This is a genomic window from Cytobacillus praedii (genome assembly GCF_001439605.1).
GTDB lineage: Bacteria > Bacillota > Bacilli > Bacillales > Cytobacillaceae > Cytobacillus > Cytobacillus praedii.
The window spans coordinates 17119-41034 of record NZ_LMBX01000036.1 but is presented as its reverse complement, the minus strand read 5'-3'; the positions used below and the strand labels follow the sequence as shown (position 1 = coordinate 41034).

Here is a 23916-nt window from a genome sequence, read left to right as displayed (position 1 = left end):
AATTCTTCACTATATTTTGCCATAAAAAACACCCCCGAAAGTTAGATTTATTACTCTAACTTTCGGGGGTCGGTACTAAACTTAACCAAGCGTTTCAACTGCATTATTAATAGTAGTCCTTTCTTTCTTGCCATGCAGGACATAGTAAAGGCCAGAGGATACCAAAACAACAATGCCTAAAATCATGTAAAGTGTACTATAGCCCGTAATTGGTATAAAGAATCCCAATAGATAGGGTCCAAATCCAAGCCCTGCATCAAGAAAAATAAAGAAAGTTGACGTAGCTAATCCCATTCGATGAGGTGGAGTGAGCTTAATGGCAATTGCTTGTGTACATGACTGCATATTTCCAAATCCGAGTCCAATTAAGATGCCTGCTGCTAATAGCGTAACGCTGTTGTGAGCCAAACCTAAAAGCAGCATACCGGCTGTAAAGAAAATAAACGCCGGATACATCACATAGTTTGCTCCTTTTACATCCATTAATCGGCCTGTAAATGGACGTGAAACCAATACCGCTATTGAATAGACAAGAAAGAAAAAGCTTGCTGCACTAACAAGGTCAATTTCAATAGCAAAGAAATTAATAAATGATAGAACACTAGAGTAACAGAAGGCAACAACTAAAGTAATCAATGCGATCGGAACGGCCTTTGGCTCAATAAATTGGGAAAGCTTGAATCCTTTTGTCTCATTTGTTTTTGCTGATCCTTCCAATACCGGTACATACACAAAAAATGCTGTGATCAGACTAATGATTCCTAAAACAAGGCAAAGACTAAAAATAATTTGGGTACTCGTATGCTGGCTCATGTATAGACCTACGAACGGTCCAATTGCAGTAGCCAATGTGGCACTCATACTATAATAACCGACCCCTTCTCCTCTTCGTGTTTCCGGGATAATCTGAGCCACAATTGTTCCCGTAGCTGTACTCGCAATACCTAGCGTAATTCCATGCAGTAAACGAGTAATAAGGAGGAAGATGATGCCAAAGTGGATAAAATATAATGTTGTCGATAATATATATAAAATTAATCCAATGAACAATGTTCTTTTACGCCCAATTAAATCGATACTGCGGCCGATAAATAAACGGCCAATTAACGTGCCCAAAATAAAAAGTCCTGTTACAAGTCCTGCCTGGCTTGTTGTTGCATGATATTCATCTACCGCATAGACACCTATTATGACGATCAATAAATAAAAGACTAGCGTTAACAAAAAATTGATGCTGGACACAATAATAAAATCCTTCGTCCATAATTTAGGCTTACTCACTTTTATTACCCTCTCTATTAAATAGATTCTCTTGGATTTTGGGAAGAATATGGAAGGCAGCATTTTGCTCGTCTTTCGCTATCCCTTCCATCACACTATGTTCTAAATCAGTTATTTTTTTTCTGCATTCCTGGTAAATCTTATCTCCTAATTCAGTTAACTGAATCACCTTTTCTCTCCTATCCTTACCGGGAATTTGCTTCACCATTTGCAATTCTTCCAAACGGTGAACCCTTCTGGTAATGGTCGGCTTTTCTACATTATATCTAGCAGAAATATCTACAAGTGTGGACGGACCATTGGTTTTTATATGGTAGATAACTTGCCATAAAGAATAAGAAAGCTCATAAGCGCTCAATAATTCATTCAATGTAGTTATTAGCGAACGATAAAGACTTAGATAACGTTGAAAAAAACCTTCCAATTCTTACACTTCCTTTCAAAAAAAAAATTACCATGGATAACTATTACCAAAGGTAACTATACGGTTATTTTAAGAAAAAGTCAAGTTACTCTCATTATATGGTAAAATATTCAAAGCTATTTGCTTATTGAATATCATTAAGAGGGGTGGTATCTGTTATGGAATATAGGGGATCCAGCGCCTATGACCAAGCTGATTTTTTTAACAGTTACATGAAAAGAAGGAATAGGAAGGACAGTCCCAACAATGCGATTGAAGGCCCTATCATAAAAGAACTTATTGGTAACGTTCAAGATATAAGTATTTTAGATTTAGGCTGTGGCGATGCATCATTTGGAAAGGAACTACTAGAGCAAGGAGCAGCATCTTACACAGGAATAGAAGGTTCTGAACAGATGATAGCCTCTGCAACTTTTAATTTATCTGGATTAAATGGGTCCCTTCTGCATAAAACGATGGAATCCTATCACTATCCTGAAAACAATTTCGATATTGTCACCTCTCGTTTTGCTATCCACTATGTTCAAGATATTCTTTTACTATTTCAAAACGTGCATAGCACCTTAAAAGATAATGGAAAATTCATTTTCAGTGTGCAGCATCCGCTTACTACTTCTTCTTTTATAAGCAAACAAAAAGGTGATCAGCGCGGGAACTGGGTCGTTGATGATTACTTTATTGAAGGTGAAAGAAAAGAACCTTGGATTGACCAAACCGTTGTAAAGTATCATCGAACCATTGAATATTACTTTAAAGCCCTTACTGCATCTGGTTTTTCAGTGGTTGATTTACGAGAAGGAACACCTAGCCGTGAGTATTTTTCCAATGAAGAAGAGTTCACTAGAAGACTAAGAATTCCAGTCGTACTTGCCTTTTCCTGTACCAAATAAGCGGAAAAATTTATGTTCCTCAAATATCATCTGCAATGGCAAAAGCCCCTTTTATCCAGAGGCTTTTGCCGATTTAATTGACTATATGCAATCCTCTATATTTAAGGAGCGATCAGCCCACTGCTGATAGAACTTTTCTTCATGCGAGACTAGTAATACACTGCCTTTAAACTGAATTAACGCTTTTTGTAATGCTTCTTTTGTTTCCGCATCTAAATGATTGGTTGGTTCATCTAAGATAAGAAAATTACACGGCGAAAGTACGAGCAGGCATAGCTTCACCTTCGACTGTTCTCCGCCGCTCAGCGTCGCTATTGCTTGAGTCGTATGGGTATTCTTTACACCACATTGAGCCAATCGGCTTCGAATCTCCTTCAAACCCAATTTTGGATAATAATCTGAGATGATTTGCAGCGGTGATTTCGTTCCATCTTCCCATACTAAATCTTGTTCGAAATAACCAATCTTTACTGATTCTGAAAATCGAAACCTGCCTGCTATAGCCGATATACGTTGTACAAGTGTTTTTAGCAATGTAGATTTACCGATTCCGTTAAAGCCTGTAATTACTAGCTTTTCCCCGCCTAGCACAGAGAAATTCAATTTAGGCAATAGCGGTTTTCCGTAACCAACCTCTAGCTCATTTACTGAGAGTGCGATCTGCCCGGAAAGTGGGATATCTTTAAAGGCAAAAGCAGGTTTATGAGTGAAAGTTGGCGGTGCCAATCGTTCCAGCCTTTCAAGCTGTTTCCGGCGCCCTTGTGCAATCTTCGTATTAACTCCAGCAATATTTTTTCTAATAAACTCTTCCGTTTTTTCTATCTTTTTTTGCTGGGCCTCATATTGTCTAATATAATCTTCTCGCAAATGCTCTTTTTGCTTAAGGAAATCCGAGTATTTCCCTGTATATTTTTTAATCGTTCCAAACTCAATATCACATATGCAAGAAGATACTTTTTCTAAAAAGTCATAGTCATGGGATACAATTATATAAGCGCCATCAAAAACGGCTAAATAATTGGCAAGCCATTCTACATGTTCTTTATCAAGGAAATTTGTTGGCTCATCCAGCAATAGAACATTTGGCTTTTCCAGCAAAAGCTTCGCAAGAATGACTTTCGCCCTCTGTCCCCCACTAAGCTCATTAATTAAGCGATTCGTGCCGATTGCATTTATCCCTAACCCATATACGACTTTATCAATCTGACTGTCAATTAAATAAAAATCACTCGCCTCTAGTTTTTCCTGATAGGCTGCTGTTTGCTCCAGCAAATCATAATTACCTGTATCCGCCATCTCCTGATACAGATCATTTATTTTCTTTTCTAGATCAAAAAGATTTGCAAATGCCGTGTTTAGATATTCAATAATTGTTTGAGTTCCATTCATTTTGGCATATTGATCAAGATGCCCTATACGAATGGAAGGCTGCCATTTGATCAAACCGTTATCCGGAATCATTTCTCCCATCAATATTTTTATCAGGGTGCTTTTTCCTGCACCATTTTGTCCTACAATCCCCATATGTTCGCCTTTGTATAAATCAAAACTTGCTTTATCATATAGAACTTTATCTATATAACTGTGGGTTAAATTTCTGACCTCTAGTAAACTCATGTTCATTCCTCATTTCCTAAAAATAAAAAAAAGCAAAGAGACGGCGTTTTTAGACGCCAGCTCTTTGCTTTGGGGTTTTGCTGTAATAGATGCAGCAAAAAAACATTTCAATAAAAAAGCTCATTGAAAAATCCAAAACAAAGGGCCATAGACAAAGCATTGTCTATGGCCCTTTAATCTTTATATCATCGGCAAATAGTCATACTCAAATAAGCATAGCACCCTATACTTTTATCAGCAAACTATTAGCCGATGAATAGAGGAAGCAGGTTGCTTCCTGATTAGGCTCCTGACACAATGCTTCATCGTATACATTTGTGCGGAGCAAATCTCTCTAATGAAAACTCTATTCTGGTTATTCATTTTATGGAAGCACCTCCTTTCCTCTTTCTATATTACGATTAATTCATAAGGATGTTCGCTAAATATAGCTTATAATGTCAATCCGCCATCCACAAGAACAACCGAACCTGTCATATAGCTTGCTCGATCTGATGCTAAGAAAGAAACCATTTCAGCTAGTTCTTTCGGGTCAGCATAACGGCCCATTCTCATATTTGAAATCTCTTCTGGAACATAACCGCCTTTTTCAAATTGAGTGGCTACACTAGCAGTTAAGGCTGTTTGAACACCGCCAGGACATAGGGCATTAATACGGATTCCCTTATTAGCATATTCTAATGCAGCCCCTTTTGTAAAGCCTATCACTGCATGCTTACTTGCAGAATACACTGCTACACTGTGCTCAGGACGAACTCCAGCAGTAGAAGCCGTGTTAATAATAGAACCACTGCCTTGCTCTTCCATTACTTTTAACACATATTTCATGCCAAGGAAGACCCCTTTTACATTGATCGCCATAATTCGATCAAATTCAGATTCTTCCACTGAAGTGAATGGAGCAAACTTTTGAATAATACCTGCATTATTGAAAAATACATCTATACGTCCATATGTTTCGACTGCTTTATTTACATAATTTTGTACTTCTTCATCTTTTGAAACATCTGCTTGAACGAAGATCCCTTCTCCGCCCTGTTCTTTAACAAGCTTTAATGTTTCTTCCCCTGTTTCTTTATTGAAATCGACTAGAACAACGGTTGCGCCTTCACCAGCAAGTTTCAAACTGCTTGCTCTGCCAATCCCGCTTCCTGCTCCAGTTATGACAGCAATTTTGTTTGTTAATTCCATTTATAGCTCCCCCTTGTTATTAAATAGTTGATACATCAATTATTTTAAAACTTGCAAAGCTATATTTATTGCAATATTTTACGAATAATAGTATTTTTTTATCATCTTTAATACACAAAATAAATTCAACTAAACTTGAATGGAGCTTGTAATTAAAATGGAAATGCCAAAAGAAGAATTACGATCTATTTGTCAGTTAATTTATGAAGCTCATCAAATTCCCGTTTATTATGTCAATACACTAGGCGAGGTTGAATACGAAATTTCAACAAGTGACATGCGGAGAAATCCATATGATGTCCCGTTCAAGCAACAGATAAGTTTATATTCTAATGAAGAGGATCCCAATGATTTTCCTATCTTCTTTTCAAATTCTAATTTGAACTTCTTTTTTATTAATTTGAAATTAGAGAATCACTTTTTAGGTTCTATTATAGCGGGACCCGTCCTTGAATCAGAAATTTCTGATGCAAATATCTCCAAAATAGTTGACGCCTTTAAGGGAAACGTGAATAAAAGAAAGCTTATTGACTACTATCACTCCGTTCCTATTATTGATAAACAGCAGCTGCTGGCGATCAGCTTATTAATGTATTTTTTGATTTACCGTAAAAAGTTAGATAAATCATTTGTCATACAAAACAATCATGAGTTGAACCTGGTTAACATTGAATCAGAGAATTTGGATCTTGAGCTTTCTAATGGTAGAAGGAATTTAATTTTTCATTCAAACCTTTCATATGAACGAGTTTTGCTCGATTATGTTAAACACGGCCAAAAAGATAAATTAAAGGATATTTTCGACTACTCAATTATCGGTGAAGCAGAATTGGGGCTGTTGTCCAAACGAAATCGATTAAGAAGTGAAAAAAATCTGATGATCACAGGAATTGCTCTTGTTTGCAGAGCCGCGATTGAAGGTGGTTTAAATGATGAACTTGCCTTTACTTTAAGTGATTTCTATATTCAGCAACTCGAGGAATTAGGAAGTTTGAAAGCCATTCTGAAGTTAACAGAAGAAGCCATAAGTGATTTTACCAATCGTGTGCACCAATTAAATGAAGCAAAATATTCGGCACCCATCACTGCTTGTCAGAACTATATTTATAACCATTTGTATGGCGACATCTCACTTGATCACCTAGCAGAAATATGTCATTTAAGTCCCAATTATTTATCCTCTCTTTTTAAAAAAGAAGTTGGTATTTCTATAAGCGAATTTATTCAGCAGCTTCGAATAGACGAAGCAAAAAAGCTATTGGATTTAACGAACTATTCGATTTCGGAAATCGGCACATTTTTAAACTTCAACGATCAAAGCTATTTTATAAAAACCTTCAAAAAACATACCGGATTAACACCTAAGCAATATAGAGGAAGGGACAGAGGGACAGGATCATTGTCCCAGTTATGACAATGATCCTGAAAGTCAAAGCTTTTACTGTAATAATTAAATGCCTTATTTTTGCCTTTAACACTTTGTCTTTTTTGTCATCTTTGATAATGGAAGCATGCTTGAACTCATTTGTATACTCCACCAATCCAAATTGACGACCCGGCCCTATTTCAATCTTTTTGCCACGAACAACGTCTGCTATCGTATTTCTCTGATGGAGATTTTAATAACGAACCGATAAAGGATCCTTTTTGTTTCCTAATAATGTAAAGGAGAAAAAATCAATTCCTAAAGAGTACATGTACAAAACTCCCCCTACTTATTAACTTTTTCGAAAAGACACTCTATTACCTAAATTCTACAGTTTTATGACAATAGTTCTGAAAAATTTGTATTTATTGACAATTAATTTTATAATTTATTCAGATTGTCTATCATTATTGGGCTTACAAAAAATAGCCAGCAAAACTTCATCCAATAAATCCCTTATTATATATTTTATTAAAAAATGTTATTTGAAATAATAATGTTGTCGCATACTCCACGTAATCTAAGGAGGAGGGAATGAATGAATACTATTTGGTTGGATTCTAAAACAAAAGTACCAAGTATTGCAAAAATGGCAATCAATCGAGATCGGCTCCAGCAATTATTAAAAAAAGGGAATTCTACAAAATTATCAATTATCCAAGCACCAGGTGGTTATGGGAAAACAACTATTCTTAGTCAGTGGATATGCAAAATGGACGAACCTACTTCTTGGTTTTCGATTGATGCGATTGATAATGATCCGATTCGTTTTTGGAAATATGTCATACAATCCATGTCTGACGCACTTAATAATGATTTAGCTACTCGACTATTTCCACTATTCACTTCACATCCTCAATCCCCATATGAGCTTATAATTGATTCTTTCTTAAATGAAATTAGCTCTGTTAAAGAAAATTTACATATTGTCTTAGATGACTATCACTATATTGAGCATCCTATTATTCATGAGATGATGATTCGCTTTATTGATTATTTGCCAAATAACACGCGTGTTTATATATTAAGTCGAACGAACCTGCCATTTCCCTTAGCTAAATGGCGAGTAAAATCATGGATTACGGAGATTGGTTTTAAGCAGCTATGTTTTACTTATAAGGAAGTGGAAGCCTTATATAAAAAGAAAAATTTTTTATTAAATGGTAGCAAATTATATCAAGATGTGTTGGATTTAACGGAGGGATGGGTGACTGGTATACAATTAGCAAGTTTATCCATTGCCAAAGATGAATTCAGTGTGGACAAATTTGATGGAACACATCCATTTGTGGCCGAATATTTGATGAAAGAAATCTTCGAAACACTTTCACCTTCTACGCAGGATTTCCTTTTACAAACCTCTGTCCTAAACATGCTGGAACCCAAGGTTTGTAATTTATTAACGGATCGTATTGATAGTTACGATGTATTAGTAAAGCTTGTCGAAAAAGGCGTGTTTACCGTTCGTCTATCTTCAAATCGTCCTGTGTTTCGTTATCATCATTTATTCGCAGATGTTCTTCAATCAGAAATGAGAAACAAATATCCTGAAGAACAAGTGGCTGCATATTATAAGAAGGCTGCGACCCTTTTATGCGAAAAAGGAGATTACGTTTCTGCAATTGAATTAGTATTACAGCAAGAAATCTATGATTTAGCGGATTTATGGATTACAACCTACCTTGTTGATATTTTTACAACAGGACAACTATCAACATTTGTGCGCTGGGTGGAATTATTACGAACCAATAACTATTCTCTTCCCTTTGAAACGCTTGTCATGTATATCATTGCACTAACCTCTATTCCCAACTTACAAAAAGCAAAGAAATTAATCGATGAACTGGAACAAAGGCATGCTGTTAATCAATGGATGGATCAACCTGATCATCAAGGTGTTGTGAGTATTTTGACTACTTTAAAAGCATATGTCCTCATGGCAATTGGGGATAACCCGGAACAAATGGTAGAGATTATTGTAAAACAACTTACAGTGGGAAGAGTGAGTTCTAGATGGGATCATATTCCAATGCAATACAATCAGTTTGAAGCAAAGATATCCCGTACATTAATCGGATCAAAAGGAAAATTCTCTCCAATAGAAGAGTCGATTGGATTTGCAAATTTCTTTCGCCAAAGCGAATTTAAAGAACAAAATATGATGGGATTTAGCTATGCTGTGTTAGCCGAAATACTATATGAAGCAAATTTACTTGAAGATGCAATGGATGAAATAGGAGGAGGATTGAAATATGCTTATCGTTTTCAAGATTCTGGTTTATCCATCCCTCTCTATCTATTAAAAAGTAGGATTTATATGGCAAAAAGGCAATTTACCGCCGCTCACGCTGTTTTAGATCATGCCATGGAAGGTGTGACTGAATGGTATTGGATTCGTTCATTGCAAGCGATGAAGGCTCATTGTTATCTAATGGAATCAAACAGAACAAATGCAGAAATCGAACTGTTCAAAATGAAAAGACCAGACATGCTTAAAATTGAATTAGGACAAGAATTCTGGCTGCTCACTTACGTGCGTTTTTTATTAGCAACTAATGATATTCAAAAGGCGTTGACAATCGCTATCCGTGTAAAAGAAAAAGCATTAAATGAAAATCAAATTTCAACGATTATAGAAGCCACACTACTTGAAGCAATTAGTTATCTGAAAATAGATCGTTTAGAATTAGCCTTTCACACCGTACATAAAGCAATGGAATTAGGTTCTTCCTTTGGATATAAAAGAATCTTTCTTGACGATGCAGATAGCATTCTGCTATTAAAAAAATATCTAACGTTTCGACAAAAGCATTCAAATGATAATTGGAATTCTGTTCCCCTTTCCTATGTTGAAGATTTGTTAAAGACTAAGCATAAAATGACCGATGAATCAAGTAAAGACATACTTACCCCTCGTGAATTAGATGTCCTCCAATTATTAGCAAGTGGTGCATCAAACCGGGAGATTGCTAGTCAATTATTTCTTTCTGAAGGAACCATTCGCGTCTATTTAACTACTATTTATAGCAAGCTTGGAGTACAATCCCGAACACAAGCAATCTTATTAGCAAAAGAATGGAACCTTTAGCCGCTAATAATAACTGTATTTACTGACACATCCTATTGATGGATGTGTTTTTTTAATTAATTCATTAGCTAATAGTAAAATATTAACATTCCTCAATAGCAGATATAAACTGAATTTGTTTATTATTATAATAAGTGTGTTAACCTTACATTTCGTATAAAAACATCAAAAATCATTCATAACATATTAATACATTATTTATGGGATCAATGAGCTTTTTTAAGTCTTTAAAAATATTTTTTCTTTAAGAAGGGAATTAATCACTTAGTATACAATATCATGTACTCTACGAAAAAAATTCGCAATATTCCGATTTAGATACTTTGAATTATTTTCCAAATATTACAACCAGTCTTACTTCACCTACACTTCTCATCCCTCTATACGTGAAGGAGTAACTACAAGCGGAATCTTATCAATTATTAACGGAGGTAAAAACATGGATAAATTAGAACAAGAATGGGTCCAATTAATTATGGAAGCAAGGAAAATAGGTCTTAGTATTGAAGACATACAGGCATTTTTTTATATGTCAACTCAACAAAATCAGGAGGTAACAAGTTGTTATATTAGATAGTTTTCATTGTTCAAAAAAACTATAATTATTAAGGATTAATATATATAAGAAATTCATATATAAAAAAGACTGCCTCCTAATTTTAAGGACGCAGTCTTTACTCATTTAATTTGTTCAACGCAGCAATTTCAGGGTACTGTAAAAGTAATTTTTCGTTTGCATTTTCCATTTGCTCATAATATTTTGCATAAGAACTACTTAACTTTTTCATCGCGGGAATAAAGACATCATTATACCCACTTGTACGATTATATTCCTTCAGTATTTTTTGCATATGATAAACCGGCGATTGTTTATATTCTTCAGATTGCCTATATTCTAGGTATTGTTCTAACCTCTCCCTATTTCCCGATAAAAACTTCTGTGGATCTTCTAAAGATTTTTTTGTGTTCTCTATCATGTCATGAATGTCGTCTGTATTGATATGTTTTGTGTTTTCTACTAAAAACGATTGTATTTCTATAGGAAAGTCTATAGATGGTGCGTTATCCAAAAACGCGATAATTTCTTCATAAGCAGCTTGCTGTTCACTCGTTTCAATAGGCTCGTCCAAAAACCGTGCAAAATGTAAGCAAATAAATCGTCCGTAGTATCCTGGAAATGCTTCCAGTAACTTTTCTGTTACAGTTGCACTCTGCTCAATGGCTTCTAATTCCTTGTGAATTTCAGCAAAGCTATAGCCATAACTAAGTTTATCAAGTATAGCTTTTTGGGCTTTATCCCGCTGTAAACTTAATTCCTTCCGTACGGATATCTTTTGAATTGCAGAGCTAGCATCATCCGTACATATCATTTTAATTTCTTCTATACTAAGACCAAGTTTTCGTAAAACGGAAATCTCCTTTAAGCGTTCAACATCCTTGTCACTGAAATGCCGATACCCATTTTCTAAGCTGTCAGGAAAAATCAGATTTTGTTCTATATAATAGTTAATTGCCTTTTTAGTCAAATTTGCTAATTTGCTTGCTTCACTAATCAACACGTTCTTCACCTCAAAATCATCTTAAACCATTACCTAAGGGAATAGTCAATAGCTCTAAAAAAATCAAGCAATATTATACAAACTTCCTTGCTATGCATGACTTTAGCACTTCCATCAAGACACTGCCATATGGTAATGTCAAAATATAACATTAGGAGGTGATTGGAAAGTGACAATTGAAGAGCAAATCAGGCAATTGACGAAAGAAGCATTTGTTGATTTAGTCCATCTACGCTATGATAAACTGAAAGAAGAGAATAAATTAAATGAGGAAACGGAAAACTTCTTGAAGGAAGTGTTTCAGGAACAAGGAATCCTTTCATTGCCGCCTAGCAACGAAGAAATGGAAATAGATGTGTATGAATATAATGATAACAGCGGATTTTGCGCTGAAATAAGGTACTTATGGTTCGACGATGAAGAAAGCCCAATCGTACTGTTTTGCCAGGCAAAAGCAGATGAAGAGAGAACGAGAGTAACAGAATTTTATATTGAAACACTTGATGCATAAGGAAAGCCCCTTTCGAGTTTATACTAGAAAGGGGTCCTTTTATTTTTATAATGCCGGAGAAGACTACACTATAGGGAAGATCCTCCAAAGGTTGTATCAACTTACGGATTCCATGTTTATTGCATCTCTTCTGCTTTTTCAGCTGGCATTGGTTTTTTCAGCGGTGTCAGAATTGTGATCACAAGTGCAACCACCGCTAAAATCATCATGAAGTAGTATGATTCACTTGAGGCAAAAATAGATGACAGTTCTTTAATTCTTTCTGTTACACCTTGATGAACTAAATCGCCTGCATAGTCTGTTGCTTTCGATGTATAAATGGTTACAACAACCGCCGTACCAATTGCCCCTGCAATTTGACGAACCGTATTGTTTACGGCTGTGCCATGTGTAATAAGGTCCTTAGGTAATGCATTTAAGCCAGCTGTATTCAGTGGCATTGTTATAAAGCTTAAACCGATACGTAAGAAGATCGTACGAATCATCAAGAAAGTATATGTCGTGTTTTGCGTTAAGTCGGTTACAATCCACATCGAAGGAATAACAAAAATTAAACCAATAATGAATAGGGGCTTCGCACCGAATCGATCATACCATTTTCCGGTAACAGGTGATAAGAGTGCATTGATGATGGCCCCTGGCAATAATAATAGTCCTGCATCAAATGCTGTAAAGCCGCGCCCATCTTGTAAATAGATCGGCAGCAAAATCATATCAGCATATAACATCATCGTTACGATAATGTTAATGAGAGATGTCATTGTAAATGTTTTGTTCTGGAACACTCGAACATTTAAGAACGGATCACTAGCCCGTAATTGACGCATTGTGAATAACACTAGCACTAAAATCCCCGCAATAATCGACGATAACACCACCGCATCGTCCCAGCCGTGACTGCCAGCATTACTGAATCCATACAATACTAGCCCAAAACCGATTGTTGATTGGATGAAACTTAGCACATCCAAATCTGCTTTTGATCCTTCAGATACGTTAATTAAATATTTGAATGCTAATAAGATAACAATTCCTACAAGTGGGATTAAGCCGATAAACAACCAGCGCCATGATACATATTCAATGACAAAGCCAGATAATGTTGGTGCAATCGCTGGCGCAAAGATCATGGCAAGACCTATTAGGCCCATTGCGCTCCCACGTTTTTCTGGCGGGAAAATAAACATAACGATACCCATCATAAGCGGCATGATAATACCAGCACCTGCAGCTTGAATCATGCGTCCTATTAATAAAACCGTAAAATTTGCTGAAATCGCACAAAATATAGAACCGATTAATAATAATAGCATCGAGCTTATAAATAACTGACGTGTAGAAAAACGCTTCATTAAAAAAGCCGTTACCGGAATCAGTATACCGTTAACGAGCATGAATCCTGTTGCTAACCATTGAACGGTGGTTGCACTAACATTAAACACTTCCATAAATCTGCTTAATGCAACATTTAAAAGTGTTTGATTTAAAATCGATAAAAATCCTCCAAGCAGCAGCACAAACAGTAATACTTTTTTATTTATTTGTTGATCCATAGAAACTCATAGACCTCCTCTTTACTTTATCAACACAATGACGATAAAATGAATTGTAACAACTTTTAAATGAAGAAACCACCAACATTTTTTAATAAAGCGTCAACTATGCAACAGTTTTTTTTCATGTGTTGTTAAAATGTTTGTTTAATAGATAAAGGAGGCATTAAAATGTCGGTAAAAAAAGAGGACCCACGTGCTATTCGCTCCAAACGTCTATTGAAGGAAGCGGTTCAATCATTATTAATTGAATCACAAGATTTACAGGAATTAACTGTTCAAAAAGTAACTGCAAAAGCAGAATTAAATCGTGCTACATTCTACTTGCATTATTTAGATATGCGGGATTTATTGAAGCATGTCGTTTATGATGTTTTCGACGATCTGTCTAATAAGTTGTCACCGTTACTACAGCTAGAATCTATAAATTCAGATGAACAAATGATTACCTTTTTGGATTATTTCTATCAACATCGAAAATACTTATCCGTGTTATTCGAAGAAAAGGCTTTCCAAAAGAAGCTTCATAACTTTATCGTAGACTTCGTTCAAGCTAGGCGCGATCTGCGAAAAATCGTAACAGAAGATGCTGTTTCAAAAGATATTATCGCATCCTCGATTCTAGGAATTTTAATGTGGTGGATTCGCGATGGAAAACATTATAGCTCTGAATATATTGCACAGCAACTGTCGCGGTGGATGACTAGGAGACAGTTAAAAGTTGAGAATGCCTAGCTTCTTACTATTTATCTGGGCGCTTAAATTTCATCCACTTCTGTCACTGTCCTAGCAATAGTATCATCTAAATTAGTGGTACTATCATTGGACAAAATAAATAGAAGTAACCGAACTCATAGCGTGTTACTTCTTTTGCGTTACAGAGCATATATAGTTTTTAATTCTGCAGTTATAGATAAGATCTTACTTGTTTAGGCATTATCACAAACCCCATAGCCTTCCTTGATTTAAGGGCTTTAATCAGTTCGTTCTTGAGTGAGGCATTACATGTTACCTCGATAATAACCTCACTTTTACGGCTCGCAAAAACTTTTAGTTTCTTTCTATTGAGTGCTAATTCGATTGCCAATCCCAAGAAGAATCCTCCTGCTAAGCCAAGCAACCCCCAAATGATTGGTCCCCAGTATAAGATGAATCCATAAATTGCCCCCAATACTGCAAAGATCGTACCGCACATCATCGCCCCATCCAGAATACTTCTGCCATCCACCCGATGAATGGAGTCAAGAATATGTGCTTGGGATTCAAGGTTTTCCAGAGGCAGCGCAACGATATTCTGGGATGGTACTCCCAACTTCTCAATATCATGGATTGCCATCTCTACAAAAGGGGAATGTTCAAAGGTTGCAATTATTTGTACTACTTCGTTATCGATTGTGTTTAGCTGGTTCAAGTTAGCAGCCCTCACTCTAAGAAACCGTATTTGTTCAATATCGAATAAAATATTGCTTTCATTTACTGATGTATACGCTTGGTAAATGGCAAAAACGTACATTGAAGGCAGGAAGAGGAACCATTGCCAGTCCACCATTGCTGTTGAGCTAAATTCTCCAAGGAATGAATGGAGCCAGGCACGTACGGCCACTGCCTTATAGCAAACAAATATCCACCAGGCCAATATGAATGTGCCAACAATCGTACTGCCACCATATAATTGCCCTAATCCAGGTGTGAAAGCTGACCATGCCATTCCCACCCAAGGATTTTTCTTGTCGAGAATGACCACATCAAAAAAACTAACATCTGATGGTGCAATAGGTGCATCTTCAACTTCTGCCAGCACGTGACTTTTATTGATCTCAACCGCACAACGGTAACTGTCCCAGATACAATATACATAGACGGCGATATAAAGCAGACACCAGTCCTGATTTAATTGAGTTTTTGCCTCCTCAAATCTGCCAAGAAAGGATAAGGCAATGCCCATGTTTAGATTGGATTTTTCATTTACCACAAGCTCCCAAATAATTAGAATAAACCCATGTAGATACTTGCCAACAAACATATGCCCAAACCCTGGAAAGGCAGCTGACCACCAGGCTACAATCCAAGGTGTGCGTGGATATACCGAGTTGATCCCAAATACAGAGATCTTCCCTTTGGAATAGCGAGGTTTTATGTTCCCTGACTCGAACTTCTGATGTGGCATGGATTATTCTCTCCTTAGAGTGGATGTCCCTTTATAATGTTACCAGCATTTCCCTGCGCTATGCGTCTATACCCTTCGTTTTCCATGGGAAATGATTTAAAATATATTATTATTTATAATGCTAGAATTACGAGGGAGAACACAATGAAGAAATTATCAGCACTCTTTCTTGTCTTAATTATACTGAGCGGCTGTACTAGAGAATTTACGGAGGACTACACTGTTAAATATAAGGACTTCTTAGATTATACGCTTGGGGATTGGACAGTATTGAACACATCAAATGAACATAATAAAGCTATTGCAGCAGGAGACTATAATGAAAACTTCATAGCTTGGGAGATTGCTTATGAAGATAATGAAGGCAACAAACAAATCTTTCATATGGAGAATGATGATCCACTATTGAACAGTATAGGTCCACATTTAAATGCGCTCTATACTAAAAAAATAAGAGCCATAGTAGGCGATGCACCTGAATCTATTTATTTAAATAATTCTAACCTTAGTGGATCGATGATGAATATTGCTTATGATGAAAACCCGGATAAACTATTTGAGAACTATAAGGATATTTATAAATTTAAAGATATTACGTTACAAAGTGTTTTTGATAATTCACCGTTATACTTAATCGTGAATTTTGACTTTCCAGAGGCATTAACAGATGGAGAGGAATTAAAGATTGTTAACGAAACAAAAGAAAAAATCTTAGCATCTGTTCCTAATGTAAATATGATGATTAAACGATTTGAAGGAGGAAAGGTTTTCGATTATTACATAAATGGAGAAAAAATCTTCCTGGAAGAACACGCACTTTACGCTGAATATGTAGAAAAGGGCATTGGGGATAAATACTTATTTGAAGAAATTCTTAGAAATACTGTTCCGCATTTCGATATTGAATTTCTGGTTGAGGATTAATACTTGAAGGCTAAGGATGTTATCCTAGTCTTCTTTTTTGAAGAACATCTATGGCAGCTACCTCAGAATTTGAGCAAAAGGATTTACTATTACTCGATGGAAGATTAAAGTTGGGTGCAATACAAAAGAAGCCTCTCAAAAGTTCAATAAACTTTTGAAAAGCTTCGAATAATATCCTCGATGTTAGCAAAATGGCAGTATTCCACTTACAAAACCAGTTATATCTTATACAGCTCAAAGAACTTATCCTTTAAGGGTTTCATGGAGATATTACATTATTAATGGGTAGTATGATTGTGAATGTTGTCCCTTGCTGTATTACGCTCTCTACTTCAATTACACCCTCATGCGCCTCAATTAAACTTTTCACAATCGCCATACCTAACCCTGTTCCTTCAGATTTTTGTTCGGTCGTTGTGCCCCGGTAATAACGATTAAACAAATTCTGCTGAGTTTCCTTTGTCAAACCGATTCCATTATCTTGGATACAAATAGTTAAACTATTTTGGTCCTTTTTCAAGGTAGTTGTAATTGTAATAGGTGATTCATTGTGGATTACCGCATTTATATATATATTTTGCAGTGCCCGTTTTAATAAATGAGAATCAATTTCCATCACTAATTTATCGAGTTCCGTATACATTTCAAATTGATGTTTTTGCGCTCGCAAATCATTGCTAACATCAGCCAGCACTTGTTGGACAAAAGTAACAATATTTTGTGCTATTTTATTAATGGGCATCAATTGTGCCCCCTCAAAACGTATTGCTAAATTTAGATCTTCCACAAGCTGCTCCATATGTGTCCCTTTATCATCAATTTCTTGAATGAAATTATGCTGCTCCTCTTTTGACCAATTATAATCCGGGCTTAGCAATAATTTAGAATATCCTTTAATATAGGTTAATGGTGTTTTTAAATCATGTGAAACTCCTGCAATCCAATCCCGCTTCGCCTCTTCTACCTGCTCACGTTCGTCCTTTGCCTTTTCTAGCCGTAATCGCAGGTCAGAAAGCTGTGTGATCACTTCCTGATATAATCGATAGCGAATTTTCAACTTCCCTTTACGTGTATATATTTTTTTTTGCTCTTGAAGAGCAGTAAAATCCTCATGAGCAAGCTGATTAATCCCCTTCATCACAAGCATTAAGGGACTTCCAAAATACCAGCCAAATAGAATGATGCATAACAGTGTCACAATACAAATAATAATTGGTACGATCCACTCATATTTCTCACCGACAAGCCCGAACTTTGGTAAAATAAGCTGCATTATAATTGGTATTATGATAGTTAAAACCAATAACCAAAAAGCAAATCCTAATAATAGGTACCGAATAAAGCGGTGTTGAACTTTCACCTTGCATCACCTGTTGGAGGAATAAACTTATAGCCAATGCCCCGCAAGTTAACAATAATCGTTGGATTTTTCGAATGATCACCTAATTTTTTTCGCAGCTTTGCAATATGGATTGTGACCGTTTTCTCTTCTCCAAACACATCCTCTCCCCAAACAAGCTCATAAATTTTTGAGGTAGTAAATACACGGTTTGGGTTTTTACAAAAGAAAAGCAATAATTCTAATTCCTTTGCAGTAGCTTTTACTACTTCCCCATGCACAGTTAATAAAGCCTCATCAGGTGAAAATGAAAATGTGCTGTATTCATAGCTTTTCTTTTCAAATTGCCCTATCTTATTTTCGTACACTCTCTGTCTGCGCAAAATAGCACGTATTCTCGCCACAACTTCAAGTGGATTAAAAGGCTTTGTAATATAATCGTCCCCACCCACACTAAGACCTGTTAATTTATCAAAGTCACTAGAACGTGCACTAATAAATAAAATGGGCGCAGTCGTTTGCTGACGAATGGCTGAACATAATGCAAACCCATCCCCATCTGGCAGCATGACATCTAATAAAATAATATCAAATTCTTTCTCCTTTAAAGCCCGCAATGCTTCTTCTTTTGTTGGTACTGTTGTAATATGGGAAAAGTGCTCTCTTTTCAATGTGATATCTAGCATTTTTAAAATGCCAATTTCATCATCCACAATTAAAATCCTTGCATGATCTTTCATACATTTTCCTCTTTTTATTTTCATTTTAGCATTTTTTCCCACTACCACCTACTTTTCAAATAAAAATTACGTACATTTTCCATTCTGTTTACTTTGTTTTTACTTTCATCTTTTAAGCTGTAGATAAGCAAATAGAAACAGGAGGCTTTTGTATGACCAATATTATTCAGACACACCAGTTAACAAAACGATTTACACTCGAATCTGTCATTACCAGTGTAAACATGAATATAAAAGAAGGAGAAATTTATGGGTTTCTTGGACCAAATGGTGCTGGTAAAACCACGATAATGAAAATGATATTAAACTTAGTTAAACCGACCTCCGGTGAAATCATTATTCAAAACGAGCATATCACTAAAGATTCTTATCACTATTTGAAAGACATTGGCAGTTTAATTGAATATCCAGTATTTTACGACGACCTTACCGCCTATCAAAACCTGCAATTGCATTGTGCATATATAGGATATAAAGATCATAATCACATCGTTAAGGTTTTAGAAATTGTAGGACTCAGGGAGATAGAGAAGAAGAAAGTAAAAGAATTTTCACTCGGTATGCGCCAACGCCTAGCAATTGCACGTGCAATTGTCACAAAACCCAAAATATTAATATTGGATGAGCCAGTTAATGGGCTGGATCCAATTGGCATAAAAGAAATGCGTGAGTTATTTATCAAATTAAAAAAACAGTATGGAATGACCCTTATCATTTCCAGTCATATTGTCTCTGAAATTGAGTCCATTGCAGATACAATTGGCATATTACATCATGGTAAATTAATTGAAGAAATCACAATGACTGAGCTCCGCAAGCTGCAACAGCCAACGGTTGAAATTGTAGTGAGTGACACTGATAAGGCAAAGCGTTTACTAGAGGATGGGTTTGGTGCAAAAGTACAAATCCTTAGCCAAAATTCGTTGCAGATTACAAAAATAAATGAAAAGGCAACCTCCATGACAAAGCATTTAATTCTTCATGGGGTAGATATCGAGAAAGTGGAAATAAGGCAGCAAACATTGGAAGAATACTTTGTTCGCCGCATTAATGGAGGGATCACAAATGCTGCAGATTATGAAGCTTGAGTGGAACAAAAATCAGATGACACGTTATTTTAAAACCTTTGTATGCTGTATTTTGGGCATTTATGGTTTTGTCACATTAATAGCCATTGACAGCGGGGATATGGGTTCATTCCAAGAATTCATGTCACTTATTACAGTTATCACCAATATTACATTCATTACATTTGGCAGTGTCATTCTCTCGCGTTTAGTCATTTCGGAATTTCGAACAAAAACGATGCAAGTGCTATTCACCTACCCAATCCAGCGAAAAAAATTGTTACTGGCTAAATTAATTCTTGCCTATACCTTTACGACAGGAAGTTTATTGATTGGTATTTGTCTTATGCAAGTGACTACATTATTTTTGCAGCCTTCACTCGGACTATTTGCAGGCACAATTACTTGGCAAGAAATAGTAGCCACTTTTCCAAAAACAATAACAAACGCATTTTCGATGGGTGCGATTGCACTAATTCCATTATTTTTCGGCATGCGGAAAAAATCAACAGCGACAACGATCACCTCAGCTGTCATTATTGGCGTTTTAGTAAATTCAACAGTTTCAGATAGCGGAAAGACATTTAGCCTGGCTGATGTTGTCATCATCCCGCTGATTCTAGCTCTGCTTGGAATTGGCATTGCTTATTTATCCTTTCGCAATATTGATAGACAGGATGTTTCATCATGAAAAAAACTATGTTAGCCGTACTATTACCCGGGTTCATCGGTGCAAGTATTTATCTATTTATGAAACAACCTGCAAAAACCATAACAATCGGCGAGTACAAATCAATCTCACATATTGATGTGAAGCTTGATATGCTAAATATCGATTTTACCAGCTCACCTGATGATAAAATACATGTACAAATAAAAGGACATCAATTAAATAAAAAAAGGGTAGGCATTCGCGAAGAAAACGAAAGATTCGTGGTGGAAGAACAACAACAAAAGAAAAAATGGACAGATTATATTCATCTTCGTCAGACACCTACTATTCTCGTACAAATTCCTAAGGGTCAGCTTAAAACACTCACACTTCATACGGTTGACGGGAACTCTACCATTAATAAATTAGTGCTGGATTCAGTAGAAATAAAAACAGCTGCAGGTGATGCCATTCTTAAAAATATGTCCATCTCAAATGCAAATATCCAAACAAAAGATGGCAGTGTATCCATTGCGAAAAGTTCGATTGAAGATTTTTCAATCACCACAAATGCAGGTGATGTCTCCATAAAAGATAGCACAGGCATCAACCATAAGATACAAACAGTTGATGGACAAATTAATATAACAGAGGCAAAAGAACAGCCAAAATTACAAGCAAAAAGTACTTCAGGAGATATTCGAATACACTATAAAAAAGCACCCGACTCCCTTCGGATTACAACAGCTGGTGAAGATATTGAAATAATGCTGCCAAATTATAATAAGAAAACACATATTATTGGCAAAGGGGATAATATGCTTTCAGCTGAAACAAAAGATGGTGCAGTTTTGATAAAGTAGCCAATCATTCTATTGAATTTCACTGATTGATAATCGATTTGAATGAAGTCAATAATAGCAAAACCCCCTTCTTTCATAGAAGGGGGTGAATTACTTAGTTAAAATACAATCATAAACTAGTCGACACCTTATTTCAGTGGGGTTTTGTAGTTGATAGATAAATAAATAAATAATCTAATTAATTTGCTTATCCACTTAAATTTCACATTAAGCTAACATGAACTCTGAAAGGTTTTCAACAACATAATCTGGATAAATTTTTGTGCCTGCAATATCTGCTCTCTTCGTGACCCCTGTTAATACTAAGCATGTTTTCATGCCACTATTTAACCCAAGCAAAATATCTGTTTCCAACCGATCACCGATAATTAAGCATTTCTCATTTGGAATGTTTAATAAATCCATAATAGCCGTACTATAATATGCTGAAGGCTTTCCAATTATCGTATCAATTTTCTTCTCTGATGCCGTTTCAATCGCCTGTGCTAACACGAAAGCGTCTGCAATATAGCCATCCATTACAGGGCAAACAATATCCGGATTTGTGACTATAATTTTTGCACCATTTCGAACAGCTTTCATGGCATGACTTAATTTTTTATACGTAAAATCTCGGTCTAGCCCAACAAGTACATGTGTTGCTTCAACGGGATTAGTAGTTAATCTAATTGAAACATTCATTAACTGTTCTATTAAGCTATGTTCACCTACAACATACACATTAGCATTCGGAATGTTTTGCTTAAAAAAACGTTCAGCCATATAAGTAGTTGTAATGATCTCATCTACACTTGCCTCTATCCCCATCTTCCCTAAACGCTCTTTACATGTTTCTCTTGTGTGAATAGAAGTATTTGAGATAAATAAGACTTTTTTATTATAATCTCTTAAACTGCTTATAACATCCTTAACCCCTAGTAATAATGTATCTTCTACATATATCGTTCCATCTAAATCAAAACAAAAAGCATCATATTCATTAACATGAACCATATGATTCTACTTCCTCTCTGTTGCTCTTCTGTTCTGTAAAGGGGCTAATCAAAAAATTGCGTTATTTTTCTTCGTGATCTCTCTGCCCCTTCTACAGAATTTGTTTCTAATACATATACGCAGTCCTTTTCTTTATATTCTAGAAGCAATTGTTTAAATGGGATATCCCCTTCTCCAATGGCAAGATGTTCATCATCTTTTCCATGATTATCATTGATATGTATTCCGAAAAGATGGTTATACGCTTTACCGCATTCCTGAATAAAGGCTTCTTTACTATTCATATAGCAATGACCGGTATCTAACATGATGGATACTCGGCTATCATTTACTTTTTGAATGATTGTAATAAGCTGATCAATCGATGAACCAATTACATTTTCCGCAGGTGGGACATTTTCAATGGCAAGCTTCGTCTCTTTAGGTAAGTCTTCAAGCATCTCTTTTATAAATCGAGAAGTTGAATCGATCCCATTGTCTACTGAAAGATTTAAACCAGGATGAAGTAATACATAATTCATTTCAAGAATACGGACAATTCGCAAACAGTTATTCCATATCTCTTCAGTTGTTTTATCTACTAATGCTGGATTAAAATGTTTAATTGGTAAATGGAAACCAAAAGATACCCTATTCTCTTTAGCAAATTGTGCAATACTCATAAGTTGTGAATCATCCATTTCTAGTAACCGTTCTCCATGGTGTTCCCCTTCACCCATAAGTTCAATCGACTTCCATCCACCATTCACCAACTGTTTGATTGCTTCATCTATTGGTTGTGAAAATAAAGTATATGTTGAGATAGAAAGTTTCACGATACTTCCTCCAATATATAAATTAGTTTTACTTTATGCCTGATTGCATAAAACTTGAAACGAATTGCTTTTGAAATAGTAAGAAGGCCAACAATAAAGGAAATATAATGAATAATGTACCAGCACATACAATCCCCCATTGAGCTCCTGAATCACTAGCTTTGGCAAACATTGAAAGCCCTACTGTTAACGGACGATTCTCATCTGAATCTGTAATAATCAATGGCCATAAAAAATTACTCCACTGCGTACTAACTGAAATTAATCCAAATGCAAGGTATGTCGGTTTTGCTAATGGGATATATACGTTCCGAATAATTTGCAGACGACTGCACCCCTCCATCTTTGCAGCTTCCTCAAGTTCATAAGGAATCCCTTTAAACGTTTGTCTTAATAAAAAAATACCAAATGCAGAAATGAAGTATGGAATCGTCGTTGCTAATTTTGTATCATAAATTCCTAATTGTGCGATTGTATTGGAGTTTGGATAAATTAAGACATCACTTGGTATCATAATTTGAATGAGAATTAACATAAAAGTAAAACCTTTGGCAATGAAATTCATTCTTGCAAAAGCATACGCAGCTAATGTAATGGTAATAAGCTGTACAGACAAAATCGCTATTACAATAATAATTGTGTTCAAGTAGTATTGACCAAAAGGTGCAGCATTCCAAGCATCAATAAAGTTTCTAAAAGTAAGAGAATATCCCTGTTCACTTGAGTCTTTAAAGGCCATAAAAACAATACCTAAAAATGGGAGTGCCCATAAAAGTGCTAATATATATGTAGAAATTGATATGAGCCGATTCAATG

General features: G+C 35.8%; 22 protein-coding genes. 10 read left to right on the top strand and 12 right to left on the bottom strand.

Annotated features, from left to right (window positions below):
• Window positions 1–81: 81 nt before the first annotated feature.
• Both ASU02_RS23640 and ASU02_RS23635 read right to left on the bottom strand, forming a co-directional pair.
• A complete protein-coding gene (locus tag ASU02_RS23640) occupies window positions 82–1287 on the bottom strand; it encodes an MFS transporter (RefSeq protein WP_057767883.1) in 1206 nt (401 codons plus the stop codon).
• A complete protein-coding gene (locus tag ASU02_RS23635; RefSeq protein ID WP_057767881.1) occupies window positions 1274–1705 on the bottom strand; it encodes a MarR family winged helix-turn-helix transcriptional regulator in 432 nt (143 codons plus the stop codon). Before ASU02_RS23635 ends, ASU02_RS23640 begins: the two co-directional genes overlap by 14 nt.
• Window positions 1706–1863: 158 nt before the next feature.
• Between ASU02_RS23635 and ASU02_RS23630 the strand changes: the two genes are divergently transcribed.
• On the top strand, window positions 1864–2595 hold the full coding sequence (locus ASU02_RS23630) for a class I SAM-dependent methyltransferase (protein ID WP_057767880.1): 732 nt from the start codon (window positions 1864–1866) through the stop codon (window positions 2593–2595).
• Window positions 2596–2676: 81 nt separating this feature from the next.
• Here ASU02_RS23630 and ASU02_RS23625 read toward each other — a convergent pair whose 3' ends face one another.
• On the bottom strand, window positions 2677–4212 hold the full coding sequence (locus ASU02_RS23625) for an ABC-F family ATP-binding cassette domain-containing protein (protein WP_057767879.1): 1536 nt from the start codon (window positions 4210–4212) through the stop codon (window positions 2677–2679).
• Between the two features lie 432 nt (window positions 4213–4644).
• Window positions 4645–5403, bottom strand: a complete 759-nt coding sequence (locus ASU02_RS23620; protein ID WP_057767878.1) for an SDR family NAD(P)-dependent oxidoreductase — start codon at window positions 5401–5403, stop codon at window positions 4645–4647.
• A 157-nt stretch (window positions 5404–5560) separates the two neighbouring features.
• On the opposite strand from ASU02_RS23620, the gene ASU02_RS23615 reads away from it, so the two are divergent.
• From ASU02_RS23615 to ASU02_RS26145, 3 genes are all read left to right on the top strand, one after another.
• Window positions 5561–6817: a helix-turn-helix domain-containing protein gene (locus tag ASU02_RS23615; protein ID WP_057767877.1), complete on the top strand. Its 1257-nt coding sequence runs from the start codon at window positions 5561–5563 to the stop codon at window positions 6815–6817.
• A 550-nt stretch (window positions 6818–7367) separates the two neighbouring features.
• Complete coding sequence (locus ASU02_RS23610; RefSeq protein ID WP_057767876.1) at window positions 7368–9917, top strand: LuxR C-terminal-related transcriptional regulator; 2550 nt, start codon at window positions 7368–7370, stop codon at window positions 9915–9917.
• A gap of 439 nt (window positions 9918–10356) precedes the next feature.
• Window positions 10357–10494, top strand: a complete 138-nt coding sequence (locus ASU02_RS26145) for an anti-repressor SinI family protein (RefSeq protein WP_082631920.1) — start codon at window positions 10357–10359, stop codon at window positions 10492–10494.
• A gap of 97 nt (window positions 10495–10591) precedes the next feature.
• Here ASU02_RS26145 and ASU02_RS23605 read toward each other — a convergent pair whose 3' ends face one another.
• Window positions 10592–11473, bottom strand: coding sequence for a MerR family transcriptional regulator (locus ASU02_RS23605; protein WP_198317485.1), 882 nt, complete (start codon window positions 11471–11473; stop codon window positions 10592–10594).
• 172 nt (window positions 11474–11645) lie between these two features.
• On the opposite strand from ASU02_RS23605, the gene ASU02_RS23600 reads away from it, so the two are divergent.
• On the top strand, window positions 11646–11987 hold the full coding sequence (locus tag ASU02_RS23600) for a DUF7668 domain-containing protein (RefSeq protein ID WP_057767874.1): 342 nt from the start codon (window positions 11646–11648) through the stop codon (window positions 11985–11987).
• A 116-nt stretch (window positions 11988–12103) separates the two neighbouring features.
• Here the strand turns inward: ASU02_RS23600 and ASU02_RS23595 are convergent, their stop codons facing one another.
• On the bottom strand, window positions 12104–13540 hold the full coding sequence (locus ASU02_RS23595) for a DHA2 family efflux MFS transporter permease subunit (RefSeq protein ID WP_057767873.1): 1437 nt from the start codon (window positions 13538–13540) through the stop codon (window positions 12104–12106).
• A 171-nt stretch (window positions 13541–13711) separates the two neighbouring features.
• On the opposite strand from ASU02_RS23595, the gene ASU02_RS23590 reads away from it, so the two are divergent.
• Window positions 13712–14275, top strand: coding sequence for a TetR/AcrR family transcriptional regulator (locus ASU02_RS23590; protein ID WP_057767872.1), 564 nt, complete (start codon window positions 13712–13714; stop codon window positions 14273–14275).
• Between the two features lie 172 nt (window positions 14276–14447).
• On the opposite strand, the gene ASU02_RS23585 is transcribed toward ASU02_RS23590, so the two are convergent.
• Window positions 14448–15707 (bottom strand): hypothetical protein, encoded by a 1260-nt coding sequence (locus tag ASU02_RS23585; RefSeq protein ID WP_057767871.1) that lies wholly within the window; start codon window positions 15705–15707, stop codon window positions 14448–14450.
• A gap of 144 nt (window positions 15708–15851) precedes the next feature.
• On the opposite strand from ASU02_RS23585, the gene ASU02_RS23580 reads away from it, so the two are divergent.
• Complete coding sequence (locus ASU02_RS23580) at window positions 15852–16631, top strand: hypothetical protein (protein WP_057767870.1); 780 nt, start codon at window positions 15852–15854, stop codon at window positions 16629–16631.
• 259 nt (window positions 16632–16890) lie between these two features.
• Here ASU02_RS23580 and ASU02_RS23575 read toward each other — a convergent pair whose 3' ends face one another.
• Complete coding sequence (locus tag ASU02_RS23575) at window positions 16891–17991, bottom strand: sensor histidine kinase (protein WP_057767869.1); 1101 nt, start codon at window positions 17989–17991, stop codon at window positions 16891–16893.
• A complete protein-coding gene (locus tag ASU02_RS23570) occupies window positions 17988–18710 on the bottom strand; it encodes a response regulator transcription factor (protein ID WP_057767868.1) in 723 nt (240 codons plus the stop codon). The genes ASU02_RS23575 and ASU02_RS23570 overlap by 4 nt, the downstream gene beginning before the upstream one ends.
• Window positions 18711–18862: 152 nt before the next feature.
• Here ASU02_RS23570 and ASU02_RS23565 point away from each other — a divergent pair, with 152 nt between their 5' ends.
• From ASU02_RS23565 to ASU02_RS23555, 3 genes are read left to right on the top strand one after another with little or no spacing between them, the layout of a single operon-like run.
• On the top strand, window positions 18863–19798 hold the full coding sequence (locus ASU02_RS23565; protein ID WP_057767867.1) for an ATP-binding cassette domain-containing protein: 936 nt from the start codon (window positions 18863–18865) through the stop codon (window positions 19796–19798).
• Window positions 19776–20468, top strand: coding sequence for an ABC transporter permease (locus ASU02_RS23560; RefSeq protein ID WP_057767866.1), 693 nt, complete (start codon window positions 19776–19778; stop codon window positions 20466–20468). Before ASU02_RS23565 ends, ASU02_RS23560 begins: the two co-directional genes overlap by 23 nt.
• Window positions 20465–21292: a DUF4097 family beta strand repeat-containing protein gene (locus tag ASU02_RS23555; RefSeq protein ID WP_057767865.1), complete on the top strand. Its 828-nt coding sequence runs from the start codon at window positions 20465–20467 to the stop codon at window positions 21290–21292. Before ASU02_RS23560 ends, ASU02_RS23555 begins: the two co-directional genes overlap by 4 nt.
• Window positions 21293–21499: 207 nt before the next feature.
• On the opposite strand, the gene ASU02_RS23550 is transcribed toward ASU02_RS23555, so the two are convergent.
• From ASU02_RS23550 to ASU02_RS23540, 3 genes are read right to left on the bottom strand one after another with little or no spacing between them, the layout of a single operon-like run.
• Window positions 21500–22285, bottom strand: coding sequence for an HAD-IIA family hydrolase (locus ASU02_RS23550; RefSeq protein ID WP_057767864.1), 786 nt, complete (start codon window positions 22283–22285; stop codon window positions 21500–21502).
• Window positions 22286–22329: 44 nt separating this feature from the next.
• Entirely contained in the window at window positions 22330–23100 is a 771-nt protein-coding gene (locus ASU02_RS23545) for a sugar phosphate isomerase/epimerase family protein (protein ID WP_057767863.1), read from the bottom strand.
• Between the two features lie 28 nt (window positions 23101–23128).
• Window positions 23129–23914, bottom strand: a complete 786-nt coding sequence (locus ASU02_RS23540) for a carbohydrate ABC transporter permease (protein ID WP_057767862.1) — start codon at window positions 23912–23914, stop codon at window positions 23129–23131.
• Between the last annotated feature and the right edge of the window lie 2 nt (window positions 23915–23916).